This window comes from Citrobacter rodentium NBRC 105723 = DSM 16636, assembly GCF_021278985.1.
GTDB classification, from domain to species: domain Bacteria; phylum Pseudomonadota; class Gammaproteobacteria; order Enterobacterales; family Enterobacteriaceae; genus Citrobacter_A; species Citrobacter_A rodentium.
Genome location: NZ_CP082833.1, coordinates 2,975,248 through 2,987,390, shown reverse-complemented (window position 1 = coordinate 2,987,390; position 12,143 = coordinate 2,975,248). Strand labels below are relative to the sequence as shown.

Annotated in this window: 10 protein-coding genes; 7 read left to right on the top strand and 3 right to left on the bottom strand. The window is 58.6% G+C overall.

The window, feature by feature from the left end:
- The first annotated feature begins 307 nt into the window (after positions 1 to 307).
- The 7 genes from K7R23_RS14085 (at position 308) to csiE (ending at position 8,594) form a co-directional block, all read left to right on the top strand.
- Positions 308 to 1,291, top strand: a complete 984-nt coding sequence (locus tag K7R23_RS14085) for an autoinducer 2 ABC transporter substrate-binding protein (protein WP_012906659.1) — start codon at positions 308 to 310, stop codon at positions 1,289 to 1,291.
- A gap of 105 nt (positions 1,292 to 1,396) precedes the next feature.
- Positions 1,397 to 2,905 carry a sugar ABC transporter ATP-binding protein gene (locus K7R23_RS14080; RefSeq protein ID WP_012906660.1) on the top strand — a complete coding sequence of 503 codons (1,509 nt, stop codon included), beginning with the start codon at positions 1,397 to 1,399 and terminating at the stop codon, positions 2,903 to 2,905.
- Complete coding sequence (locus tag K7R23_RS14075; protein ID WP_012906661.1) at positions 2,898 to 3,887, top strand: ABC transporter permease; 990 nt, start codon at positions 2,898 to 2,900, stop codon at positions 3,885 to 3,887. The genes K7R23_RS14080 and K7R23_RS14075 overlap by 8 nt, the downstream gene beginning before the upstream one ends.
- A gap of 1 nt (position 3,888) precedes the next feature.
- A complete protein-coding gene (locus K7R23_RS14070) occupies positions 3,889 to 4,842 on the top strand; it encodes an ABC transporter permease (protein ID WP_012906662.1) in 954 nt (317 codons plus the stop codon).
- A 16-nt stretch (positions 4,843 to 4,858) separates the two neighbouring features.
- Complete coding sequence (locus K7R23_RS14065; RefSeq protein ID WP_012906663.1) at positions 4,859 to 6,496, top strand: FGGY-family carbohydrate kinase; 1,638 nt, start codon at positions 4,859 to 4,861, stop codon at positions 6,494 to 6,496.
- Positions 6,493 to 7,092, top strand: coding sequence for a KpsF/GutQ family sugar-phosphate isomerase (locus tag K7R23_RS14060; RefSeq protein ID WP_012906664.1), 600 nt, complete (start codon positions 6,493 to 6,495; stop codon positions 7,090 to 7,092). Before K7R23_RS14065 ends, K7R23_RS14060 begins: the two co-directional genes overlap by 4 nt.
- Positions 7,093 to 7,313: 221 nt before the next feature.
- Positions 7,314 to 8,594: a stationary phase inducible protein CsiE gene (csiE, locus tag K7R23_RS14055; RefSeq protein ID WP_012906665.1), complete on the top strand. Its 1,281-nt coding sequence runs from the start codon at positions 7,314 to 7,316 to the stop codon at positions 8,592 to 8,594.
- On the opposite strand, the gene K7R23_RS14050 is transcribed toward csiE, so the two are convergent.
- The 3 genes from K7R23_RS14050 to K7R23_RS14040 form a co-directional block, all read right to left on the bottom strand.
- The gene (locus K7R23_RS14050) at positions 8,586 to 9,725 is read right to left on the bottom strand and encodes a 3-phenylpropionate MFS transporter (RefSeq protein WP_012906666.1); all 1,140 of its coding nucleotides are present in this window, start codon (positions 9,723 to 9,725) and stop codon (positions 8,586 to 8,588) included. The genes csiE and K7R23_RS14050 overlap by 9 nt on opposite strands.
- Positions 9,726 to 9,813: 88 nt before the next feature.
- Entirely contained in the window at positions 9,814 to 10,653 is an 840-nt protein-coding gene (locus K7R23_RS14045) for an aldose 1-epimerase (RefSeq protein ID WP_024132767.1), read from the bottom strand.
- Positions 10,653 to 12,092: a sugar porter family MFS transporter gene (locus K7R23_RS14040; RefSeq protein WP_012906668.1), complete on the bottom strand. Its 1,440-nt coding sequence runs from the start codon at positions 12,090 to 12,092 to the stop codon at positions 10,653 to 10,655. The genes K7R23_RS14045 and K7R23_RS14040 overlap by 1 nt, the downstream gene beginning before the upstream one ends.
- Positions 12,093 to 12,143: the final 51 nt, after the last annotated feature.

The following is a 12,143-nucleotide window of genomic DNA, read 5'->3' as shown; positions in this document are numbered from 1 at the left end:
ATTCAGCTCTCATTTTTGCAATTTTCTCTGCCGCGACTGCTGGCAACCAAAGACAAATTCACTCGTCTGACGTTCTGATTGCTACAAAAATGTTATTTATTTGTTTTATTTTAATTTATTTTTAACAAATATATTTTCCACCAGAAGCCACCTAACGCAAATTAAAACATAAATTTAACTAATTATTACCTAAATAATAACAATTATGGGCAGTGATCACATTTACCAAACTTATGATTCATAGCCTCTTCCCTTCGTTGCTAACCTCGTTTCGTGACATGCCCTGGTCCCATTAAAAGGAACGACAATGAAATTCAAACTCGCATTACTCAGTGCAACCCTGGCTTCTGCATGCATGTTGTCCGGCACGTCCTTTGCGGCAGAAAAATATGAAATCGCTGTAGTGGCAAAAGTGACGGGGATTCCGTGGTTCAACCGCATGGAAACCGGCGTCAATGAGGCGGCTAAAAAGCTGGACGTTAACGCGTACCAGACCGGACCGTCCACGCCCGATCCGGCCCAGCAGGTGAAGGTAATTGAAGATCTGATAGCCAAAAACGTTAACGCGATCATCGTGGTGCCCAATGACGCGAAGGTGCTTGAACCGGTACTGAAGAAAGCGCGCGATAAGGGCATTGTCGTTCTGACCCATGAATCACCGGACCAGCAGATCGGTCAGTGGGATATTGAAACTATCGACAGTGAGAAGTACGCGCAGGCCAACGTTGACGAGCTGGCGAAAAGCATGGGCGGCAAAGGCGGCTACGCCATTTACGTCGGGTCGCTGACCGTGCCGCTGCATAACGCCTGGGCCGACTACGCCATTAAGTATCAGAAAGAAAAATATCCGGAGATGTTCGAAGTTACCTCGCGTCTGCCGGTGGCGGAAAGCATCGACAAATCCTACGCCACGACGCTGGATCTGATGAAAACCTATCCGCAGATGAAAGGGGTTATCGGCTTTGGCTCACTGGGTCCGATCGGCGCCGGTCAGGCGGTACAGAAAAAGCGGGCGAAAGATAAAATCGCCGTCGTGGGTATCGCCATGCCCGCTCAGGCCGCGCCGTATCTGATGCGTGGAGACATCAAAAAAGCGTTGCTGTGGGATCCGAAAGACGCCGGTTATGCGCTGGTAACGGTCGCCGATCAACTGCTGCAGGGCAAAGAGGTGACGCCGGATCTGGCCATCGATGGTTTAGGGAAAGCCGATGTCGACATGGAGAAGAAAGTGATCCGCTTTAACAAGATCCTCGAAGTCACCAAAGACAACGCACAATCGCTCGGTTTCTAAGGCTTTTTGCCAACACCAGGAAAACCCAACGCCGTTCGTCTGAGCGGCGCTACCAATAAAAATTAACACTCAGCGCCCTTCGGGGCGCTTGCAGGGGTATTGTCCATGACAGACACCACCGCATTTATCACTCTTGAGAATATCAGCAAGCAATTCCCGGGCGTGCTGGCGCTGGATAATGTGAACCTGACGCTGAAAAAAGGCGAAGTTCACTGTCTGGCGGGACAGAACGGCTGCGGCAAGAGCACCATTATTAAAGTCATTTCCGGGGTCTACCAGCCGGAAAAAGGGGCGCAGATCCAGCTTGACGGCAAGCTGTTTCACCATCTGTCGCCACAGCTTTCTTCCCATTACGGCATTCAGGTGATCTATCAGGATTTGTCCCTGTTTCCTAACTTCAGCGTGGCGGAAAACATCGCCGTCAACCGCTACCTGCCCGGCGGCGATATCCTGGTGCGCCGCGGCGCCATGAAGCAACAGGCGCTGGCGGCGATGAAGCGCATCGGCGTTACCATCAACCCGGATAAAAAGGTTGAAAAGCTCTCCATCGCCGACCGCCAGCTGGTAGCGATTTGTCGCGCCATCGCCGCCGACGCGCGGTTAGTGATTATGGATGAACCGACCGCCTCACTGACTCGCCAGGAGGTTAACGGCCTGCTACGGGTGGTGAACGAACTGAAAGCCGCCGGCATCTGCGTGGTCTTCGTCAGTCACCGTCTTGATGAAGTAATGGAAGTGGCGGACCGCATCAGCGTGATGCGCGACGGCAAACTGGTCGGCACCTGGCCGGCGAGCGAACTCGACAGCCATGAGCTGGCGTTCCTGATGACCGGCCAGCGCTTCCATTACAGCCCGCTGCCGGAAAAACCGCCGGTCAGCCAGGCGCCGATGCTGGAACTGCGCAACCTGAGCCGTCCGGGAAAATACCAGGACATTAATCTGTCGCTGCGCAGCGGCGAAATCGTCTCCATTGTCGGTTTATTAGGCGCCGGACGCACCGAGCTGTGCCTGAGCCTGTTTGGCATGACCCATCCGCAAAGCGGTGAAATTCTTATCAACGGTAAGCCGGTCAGGCTGCGCAACAATCATGACGCCATTAAACACGGGATCGGCTACGTTTCGGAAGATCGCCTGACGCAGGGGCTGATCATGGAGCAGTCGATCTACGACAACACCATCGTCACCATTTTCGACAAGCTGCGCAGCCGCTTCGGCCTGCTGGATCATGGCAAAGCGCAACGTCTGGTGGCCGATCTGATCCGCGAGCTGAACATTAAGGTGTCTGACCCGCAATTGCCGGTAAAGACGCTCTCCGGCGGCAACGCCCAGCGTATCGCCATCGCCAAATGGGTGGCGACCAGCCCGCGCATCTTAATTCTTGATTCGCCCACGGTGGGCGTGGATATCGCCAATAAAGAAGGGATCTACCAGATCGCCCGCGACCTTGCGGAGCAGGGTATGGCGGTGCTGATGATTTGCGATGAGATCCCGGAAGCCTATTACAACAGCCACCGCGTGCTGGTGATGCGCCGCGGGCGGCTGGTGGCGGAGTTTAACCCGCATCGCTGCTCTGAACAGGATATTGCTGAGGTGGTCGAGGTCATCCATGAATAACATTCGTCTCTCCCGCTTAGTCGGGCACCATGAATTCTGGCTCGGGCTGCTGGTCATTGCGCTGGCGGTCGGACTGAGCGTCAGGACCGATGAATTTCTGTCGCTCGGCAACCTGACCGACGTCGCCACCAGCTACGCCATTCTCGGCATCCTCGCCTGCGGGCTGTTTGTGGTGCTGATCTCCGGCGGCATTGATATCTCATTTCCGGCGATGACCGCCATTGCACAGTATGCGATGGCAAGCTGGGTGATTGCCCACGGCGGCAACTTCCTGCTGGCGCTGGCGCTGGCCTGCGCCGTCGGTCTGCTGCTCGGCCTGATTAACGGTTTTCTGGTCTACTGGCTGCGCGTACCGGCAATCATCATCACCATCGCCACGCTGAACGTCTATTACGGCCTGCTGGTGTATGCCACCAAAGGCACCTGGCTGTACGGCTTTCCGGACTGGTTTATGAACGGCATCAACTGGTTCTCGTTTACCGCCACCGACGGCTATGACTACGGACTGACCCTGCCGCTCCTGTGCCTGGCGGTGGTGATTATCTTTACCGCCGTGCTGATGAACTTCACCCGTCTGGGACGGCAGATTTATGCGATGGGCGGCAACCGCGACGCGGCCTCCCGCCTCGGTATGAATCTGCTGAAGCTGCATTTCTACGTTTACGGCTACATGGGGATTCTGGCGGGCGTCGCGGCGGTGGTGCAGGCGCAGATCACCCAGTCGGTGGCGCCAAACTCGCTGCTCGGTTTCGAGCTGACGGTGCTGGCGGCGGTGGTGCTTGGCGGCACCAGCATGAGCGGCGGTCGCGGCACGCTGACCGGCACCCTGCTGGGGGTGATTCTGCTGGCCTTTTTGCAAAACGGCCTGACGCTGCTGAGCGTCTCATCCTACTGGCACACCGTTTTCAGCGGCGCCATTATCCTGGTCAGCATCAGCGCCACGGCCTGGAACGAAAAACGCAAACTGGCAAGGGAGCTTTAAGATGAAAGCGATAGCACGAGTTTTACCCGGCGATGCCATCATCCGCCTGCAGTGCGTCATCATTATCGTCGTTGCCGTGGTCTTTTCCGCGCTGCTGGGCAGCCGTTTTTTCAGCGTGGCGAACTTCCAGTCCATCGGCTCGCAGCTGCCGATCCTCGGGATGCTGGCGCTCGGCATGGGGATGACCATGCTCACCGGCGGCATTAACCTGTCGATTATCGCTGGGGCCAACGCCTGTTCGCTGGTGATGGCGGCGATCATCGTCACCCATCCGGACAACCCGCTGTTTCTGGCGCTGGCATTGCTGGCGGGCGTGGCGGTAGCGGTGGCGATCGGCGTCCTGAACGGCGCGCTGATCGCCTGGGTCGGCGTCTCGCCGATTCTGGCGACCCTCGGCACCATGACGCTGATTTCCGGACTTAACATTTTACTCTCCAACGGCACGGTGATTTCCGGCTTTCCGACGGCGATTCAGTATCTCGGCAACGCAACCATTGGCGGCATTCCCGTCGCCCTGCTGCTGTTTTTTATCGTCGCCGTCCTGCTGTGGGTCCTGCTGGAGCACACCACGCTGGGACGCAGCCTCTATCTGATGGGCTCCAACGAGCAGGCCACCCGCTACAGCGGCGTCAACACCGTGCGGGTACAGATTTCCGTCTACGTTATCTCCGCCCTGCTCGGCTGGGTGGCGGCGATTTTAATGATGGCCAAATTCAACTCGGCGAAGGCCGGATACGGCGAGTCCTATCTGCTGGTGACCATCCTCGCCTCGGTGCTGGGCGGCATCAACCCGGACGGCGGATTCGGGCGCATTCTTGGCCTGGTGCTGGCGCTTATCGTGCTGCAGATGCTGGAGAGCGGCTTTAACTTGCTGGGGATTAGCAGCTATCTGACGATGGCGCTCTGGGGCGCGGTGCTCATCCTCTTTATCGCATTACAGAATCGTAAAGCCTGATTTCGGGAGAAAAATGATGGCGAGTTATTTTATTGGTGTCGATGTAGGAACCGGAAGCGCCCGCGCGGGGGTATTTGATCTCAACGGCAGAATGGTCGGTCAGGCCACGCGCGCCATTGAAATTTACCGCCCGCAGGCCGATTTCGTCGAACAGTCGTCAGACAATATCTGGCAGGCGGTGTGCAACGCCGTTCGCGATGCCATTAATCAGTCTGATATCAACCCTATCCAGGTGAAAGGATTAGGCTTTGACGCCACCTGTTCGCTGGTGGTGCTGGATAAAGAGGGCAAGCCGCTGACCGTCAGCCCTTCCGGGCGCAGCGAACAAAATATTATCGTGTGGATGGACCACCGCGCCATCACCCAGGCAGAGCGCATTAACGCGCTTCACCATCGGGTGCTGGACTACGTTGGCGGCATTATCTCCCCGGAAATGCAGACGCCGAAGCTGCTGTGGCTGAAACAGCATATGCCGAATACCTGGGCGAACGCGGGCTACTATTTTGATTTACCCGATTTTCTCACCTGGCGCGCCACCGGCGATGACACCCGTTCGCTCTGCTCCACGGTCTGTAAGTGGACCTACATGGGCCATGAGGACAAATGGGACGCCAGCTATTTCCGCGAAATTGGTCTTGAAGATCTGCTGGAACATGACGCCGCCAAAATTGGTCGCTACGTCAAAACGATGGGCGAACCGCTCGGTCACGGCCTGAGCCAGCGCGCCGCCAGCGAGATGGGGCTGATTCCGGGCACCGCGGTCAGCGTGTCGATCATCGACGCCCACGCCGGAACCCTCGGCACCCTCGGCGCCAGCGGCGTCTCTGGCGAAGTGGCCGATTTCGACCGGCGGATCGCGCTGATTGGCGGCACCTCGACCGGCCATATGGCTATCTCTAAAGAGCCGCGCTTTATCGGCGGCGTCTGGGGACCGTACTATTCGGCGATACTGCCGGAATACTGGCTTAACGAAGGCGGACAATCCGCAACCGGCGCGTTAATTGACCATATTATTCAGTCGCATCCGTGCTACCAGACGCTGCTGGCGCAGGCGAAATCGCAGGGACAGACTATTTACGAAGTGCTCAACGCGCTGCTGCGTAAAATGGCTGGCGAACCGGAGAACATCGCCTTTTTAACCCGCGATATTCATATCCTGCCCTACTTCCACGGCAACCGCTCGCCGCGCGCCAATCCGACGCTTACCGGGGCGATTAGCGGACTTAAGCTGTCGCGCACGCCGGAGGATATGGCGTTGCAGTATCTGGCGACCATTCAGGCCATTGCGCTCGGCACCCGCCATATCATTGAAACCATGAATCAGAGCGGCTACAGCATTGACACCATTATGGCCAGCGGCGGCGGCACCAAAAACCCGATCTTCGTCCAGGAGCACGCTAATGCTACCGGCTGCGCCATGCTGCTGCCGGAAGAGAGCGAGGCGATGCTGCTGGGCGGCGCGATGATGGGCACCATCGCGGCGGGCGTGTTCGACACGTTCCCGGAAGCGATGTCGGCCATGAGCCGGATTGGCAAAACCGTCACCCCGCAGACCAACCGCATTAAGCACTATTACGACCGTAAGTATCAGGTGTTCCATGAGATGTATCAGGATCACATGAAGTACCGTCAGCTGATGCAGGAGGCGTTATGAGCAGCGCATGGCAGCAGGCCACCGCCACCTGGCGGCTCTATAGCGAAGCGCTGGCGGGTCTTGGCGAGCATCTGAGCGAGACGCAGTGGCAGGCGTTAATGACGGAGCTGCGCGGCTGCCGGGGAAAGATTGTTGTGACCGGCGTCGGCACCTCCGGCATCGCGGCGCGTAAAATCGCCCATATGCTGGCCTGCGTTGAACGCCCGGCGATCTATCTCAACGCCACCGACGCCGCCCACGGCGACCTCGGTTTTTTAGGTGCCGACGACCTGATGATAATGCTCTCCCGCGGCGGCAACTCTGACGAGCTGACGCGTCTGCTGCCCGGGCTGGAGGCGAAAAAGGTGCCGATTCTCAGCGTGACGGAAAACGCAGACTCCGCCATTGCACGGGCCGCCCGGCTGGTTATTTCGACCGGCGTGCAGCGCGAAGCCGATCCGCTGAACATGCTGGCGACCACTTCGATTATGCTGGTGATTGCTATTTTCGACGCCGCCTGCGCCTGTCTGATGAGCGAAAGCGGATACTCCAGAGAGACGCTGTTGTCCGTCCACCCCGGCGGCGACGTCGGCTTAACGCTGCGCCAGCAGCGTTAATGGCCTGGCCCCGTCCCATAGACGGGGCTTTTTCCGATATGCAGAAAATAAAACAGCAAAAAATTCACTTCTGGCGCTGCGTTTAACTCCCTTCCTGGCCCTTGCAGGCAAAAAATTCTGTGACCTTCCCCTGCAATCCTGACGTTAAAGCATTTCATTCGTAACTATTATGGAAAAACTTTAGCTATTCTTATCAATCATACTTACGGGAGATACCACAGATGATGTCAACGCTCGCTCCGCCATCTGTACTTTCTGCTCCCCAGCGCCGTTGCCAGATTTTACTGACGCTTTTCCAGCCGGGACAGATTGCCACCGCGGAAACCTTCAGTGCGCTGAATGGCGTCGACGAGACGCTTGCCCGCGAAGATATCACCGAGACGGAACGGGAGATCCAGCGCTATCACCGGCTGAACATCATTTCGGCCCCCGACGGCTGCTACCGGATCGAAGGAACTGCGCTGAATCAGCGCCTCTGCCTGCTGCACTGGCTGCGGCGCGGCTTGCGGCTATGCCCGAATTTTATCTCCCGGCACTTCACGCCCGCTCTCAAAGGCGAACTGAAGCAGCGGGGTATTTTGCGCACCCTGTACGACGACACCAACCTCCATGCGCTGATCAATCTCTGCGCCCGTCGACTGCAAAGGGCGTTTGAGAGCCGCGACGTGCATTTTCTGCGTCTTTATCTCCAGTACTGCCTGTTACAGCATCATGCGGGGATTTCGCCGGAATTTAACCCGATCCAGCAGCGCTGGGTGCAGGCCTGCGCCGAATATCAGCTCGCCGAGGAGATTGGCCGACACTGGCAGCGCCGCGTGCGTCAGGATGCGCCGCTTACCGAATCGCTGTTTATGGCGCTACTGTTTTCGATGGTGCGCCTGCCCGATCCCGTGCGCGATAACCACCAGCAGAACCAGCAGCTGCGGCTGGCGATTGCCCGCCTGGTGCTGCGCTTTCGCGAAGCAGGCGCGGTAAAGTTCAACGATGAGCAGGGGCTGAACGATCAGCTGTATATTCACCTTGCCCAGGCGCTGAACCGCAGCCTGTTTTCTATCGGCATCGATAACACCCTGCCGGACGAGTTCGCGCGTCTGTATCCGCGCCTGATGCGCACTACCCGCGACGCCCTGCGCGGCTTTGAGGAAGAGTACAACGTGGCCTTTTCTGAAGAAGAGATGGGGCTGGTGGCGGTGATTTTCGGCGCCTGGCTGATGCAGGACAATGATTTGCATGAAAAACAGATTGTTCTGCTGACCGGCGATAATCAACAGCTGGAGCAACAGATTGAGCAGCAGCTGCGCGAACTGACGCTGCTGCCGCTGAATATCAAACCGCTGCCGATGCAGGCCTTTCAGCAGGAGGGAACGCCGCGCGGCGTTGCGCTGATCGTCACCCCCTACACCACGCCGCTGCCGCTGTTTTCGCCGCCGCTGATTCATGCCGAGCAGGCGCTGACGACGCATCAACAGCAGCAGATCCGCAAAATGCTGGAGTCAGGCTGAGGCGGCCACTTTTGGCCGCAGCACCAGCGCGGGAAGCGCCACCAGCGCCATCACCCAGAAGACGCCGTTACCCAGATGCTGATAGAGGAAGCCAGCGAACACCGTCATGATGGCGATACTACCGCCCATCGCCACCGCCGAATAGACCGCCTGCAAGCGAATCACTTCGCTTCCCTGACGCGCGGCGATATAGCGCATAGCGGCCAGATGACATACGGTAAAGGTGCCGCAGTGCAGGATCTGCGCCACAATCAGCCACGGCAGCGCGGTGGTCCAGCCCATCAGCCCCCAGCGAATCACCCCGCAGACGGCGGAAAGCAACAGCAGATCGCGGGCGCTGAAGCGGCGGAAGAGTTTTTTACTGAGTGCGAAGACGATCACTTCCGCGACCACGCCCAGCGACCACAGATAGCCCACCGCCGAGGCGGTATAGCCTGCTCCCTGCCAGTAAATGGCGCTGAAGCCGTAGTAGGCGGCGTGCGCCCCCTGCAACAGGCAGACACAGGCGAGAAAGCGCCAGCTTTGCACGATCAGCGCGCGCCAGGCGGGCCATCCGGCGCTCTCCTGACGGCGGCTTTCGCCCTGCGGGGCAACGTCCGGGCGCAGCAACATGCCCAGCAGCATCGACGCCACGCCCAGCGTCAGCAGCGCCAGGATCGCCTGATAATCAAAGATGCTGACCAGCTTGCCGGTGAGCGCGGAACCGATGACAAAGGCGATGGAGCCCCACAGCCGCACCCGGCCATAGTCCATGGTGATCTGCTTCTGCCAGGTGTTCGCCAGCGCATCGGTCAACGGCACCAGCGGAGAGAAAAAGAGGTTAAAGCCAACCATCACCACCATCAGCCACGCCACGTGCGCACCCGCCCAGAACGCCAGCGCAAAGATCAGCGTCAGCAGCGCCAGGATACGCAGCGCCGAAATCAGTCGCGACGGGTCGCTGACCCGCGGCGCAATCAGCAGGCTACCGAGAAAACGAGCGATCAGACCAGCGCCGAGCAGCAGACCGATGGTTTCCGGCGTCAGCCCGAGGCCTTTCAGCCAGACGCTCCAGAATGGAAGAAAAATGCCGTAGCTAAAAAAGTAGGTGAAATAACCGAGCGCCAGCCAGCGCGTGGAGTGCAAAACCATGATTCCCTCCCGTTTGGAGGCGATAGTCTGGCGATAAACGCAGGCTGGCGCAAGTGAACATTAACAGCGGGATAACATCCCCTGATGCTCAATCGACGGCTATCTGCATCGAAAAACGGCACGTTTCTCCTCTGGCCAGTAAGCGTAATCCCGGCTGCCCCGGCATGTGGTGAGCATTGACCGGATGCGTCTGGGGTTCAAGGCAAAGAAACGGCTGACCCGGCATTCTGAACAGCATCAGCCAGGGAGTTTGCGCTGATATCGTGACCTTCATCACATCATGCCGGATAACCGCCCGTCCGCCCCAGCCGGAATAGCCCACATTCAGCCAGCGCTCGAAACCATATTGCCCGCGGCTGAAATCGGCCTCAGCGGGTATCGCTGAGCGCCATTCCCGCGGTAAATGGAGTTCACCCTCCGGCCAGTAGCCGCTGGCGGAAAACTGCACCGTACAGTGCGCGTCAAAAGCGAAGAACGGGTGGAATCCGCAGCCGTAGAGCATGGGGCGTTCGCCCTGATGGGTTATCGAAAGCGACGCCGTGAGCGTCGCGCCGTCGAGCGCATAATGCAGCGTTGCCAGATAGTCAAAACCGCAGGCGTGCTGGCTGCGCAGACGTAGCAGACAACCGTGACTTTCGACCCCGATCGCCTCCCAGCGCTTAAGCCAGCCGTCACCATGAAGAAAGAAGCGCTCATCGGCGTGATGCAATGGCAGACACACCGCGCCGTCCGGCTGCTCAAAGCGGTTGCCCGCCACGCGGTTAGCGACCGGCAGCATCGGAAACAGTCCGCACTCCCCGGCTTCTGCCCCTTCGCCTGCGCGCAGGACGGGCTGTTGATGTTGTAACGAAAACAGCGCCAGCAGCGCACCGCCCTGCGGGTCCACGCGCATCCGCAGATGCGCGTTGGCTAAAGTTAACGCCGCCATCAGCACACGCTTTTCTGCTGCGCCGACGGCACGGCTTTGCCGTGCCGGGCCGCCAGCTGTTCTTCCAGCGCTTCGAGGGTAACGCCCTTCGTCTCCGGCACATTACGCAGTATATAAACGAAGCCCATCGCGCAAATAACGCCATAGAGCAGGAAGCTACCCGCCGCGCCGAGGCCGGCATTGAGCAGCGGAAAGGTATAGGTCAGCAGGAAACAGGCGATCCACAGCGCCAGCGTCCCTAGCGACATCGCCAGACCGCGCACGCGGTTGGGGAAGATTTCCGACAACAGCACCCAGGTTACCGGCGCGAGGGTCAGGGCGTAGATCGCAATCGCCGCCAGCACCAGAATCAGCACCGGCCAGCCCAGCATCCCCATGCCATACGCGCCCGCAATCAGCGCGTAGATGACGGTCAGACCGGATGCGCCAAACAGCATCAGTTTACGCCGCCCGATCCTGTCCACCAGCGGCAGCGCAGCGATGGTAAAGACAAGGTTGATAATGCCGGTGGCGACGATCGATTTCAGCGTGCCGTTAATGTCGAAACCGGCGGAAGCGAAGATCTCCTGCGCATAGTTGAAAATGACATTGATCCCGCACCACTGCTGGAATACCGCCAGCACGATACCGATAATGACGATCGGCCTGATCTGCGGCTGCAGCAGCGTTGACCAGGCGACCTGGTGATTATCTTTTTGCAGGGTGTGCTCAATCTCCTTCAGCGTCTGCCCGGCATAGTCTGCGCTGCCAATTCGTTGCAGCATGGCGCGCGCCCGCTCCGGTTTCCCCGCTTTTACCAGCCAGCGCGGCGATTCAGGCACAAAGAACATCAGCACCAGAAACGCCAGCGCCGGAACAAGCTCGGCGCCAAACATCCAGCGCCAGCCGGTCTGACCGTTCCAGCTTTCCACAATAGCCTGCTGCGTCGCGCCCGGCGCGACGGGTTCGGCGATCAGCAGGTTGATCAACTGCGCCGCCAGCACCCCAATCACGATGGTCAGCTGGTTCACCGCCACAAAGCGCCCGCGTTTTTCCGCCGGGCTGACCTCGGCGATATACAGCGGACTCAGCGCGGAGGCCAGGCCGATCCCGACGCCGCCGACGATGCGGTAAATAACAAACATATCGAAATTACTGGCGACGGCGGTTCCCCAGGCCGAAGCGCTGAAGAGAATGGCCGCCAGGATCAGCGGCATTTTGCGGCCAAATTTGTCGGCGCACCAGCCGGAGATTAGCGCGCCAAAAATACAGCCCACCAGTGCCGAACTCATCGCCCAGCCGGACTGCGCCGGATCGGTGATGGAAAAGTACGCTTCGTAAAAGGGCTTCGCCCCGCCGATGACCACCCAGTCATAGCCAAACAGTAATCCGCCGCAGGCTGCCACCAGACAGATGGTCCAGACGTAGCCGATTTTCAGATGTGTCTGCGCGTTATTCATTATGATTCCTCTTTCAGGGAAACGCAGGGAACAGGAGGTTTCCGGCGGCGT

What these genes read in the sequence shown, in the direction of transcription:
- K7R23_RS14050 (WP_012906666.1), bottom strand. Translation starts at nt 9,725, where the DNA reads ATGGTTTTGCACTCCACGCGCTGGCTGGCGCTCGGTTATTTCACCTAC.
- K7R23_RS14045 (WP_024132767.1), bottom strand. Translation starts at nt 10,653, where the DNA reads ATGGCGGCGTTAACTTTAGCCAACGCGCATCTGCGGATGCGCGTGGAC.
- K7R23_RS14075 (WP_012906661.1), top strand. Translation starts at nt 2,898, where the DNA reads ATGAATAACATTCGTCTCTCCCGCTTAGTCGGGCACCATGAATTCTGG.
- csiE (WP_012906665.1), top strand. Translation starts at nt 7,314, where the DNA reads ATGATGTCAACGCTCGCTCCGCCATCTGTACTTTCTGCTCCCCAGCGC.
- K7R23_RS14040 (WP_012906668.1), bottom strand. Translation starts at nt 12,092, where the DNA reads ATGAATAACGCGCAGACACATCTGAAAATCGGCTACGTCTGGACCATC.
- K7R23_RS14065 (WP_012906663.1), top strand. Translation starts at nt 4,859, where the DNA reads ATGGCGAGTTATTTTATTGGTGTCGATGTAGGAACCGGAAGCGCCCGC.
- K7R23_RS14085 (WP_012906659.1), top strand. Translation starts at nt 308, where the DNA reads ATGAAATTCAAACTCGCATTACTCAGTGCAACCCTGGCTTCTGCATGC.
- K7R23_RS14060 (WP_012906664.1), top strand. Translation starts at nt 6,493, where the DNA reads ATGAGCAGCGCATGGCAGCAGGCCACCGCCACCTGGCGGCTCTATAGC.
- K7R23_RS14070 (WP_012906662.1), top strand. Translation starts at nt 3,889, where the DNA reads ATGAAAGCGATAGCACGAGTTTTACCCGGCGATGCCATCATCCGCCTG.
- K7R23_RS14080 (WP_012906660.1), top strand. Translation starts at nt 1,397, where the DNA reads ATGACAGACACCACCGCATTTATCACTCTTGAGAATATCAGCAAGCAA.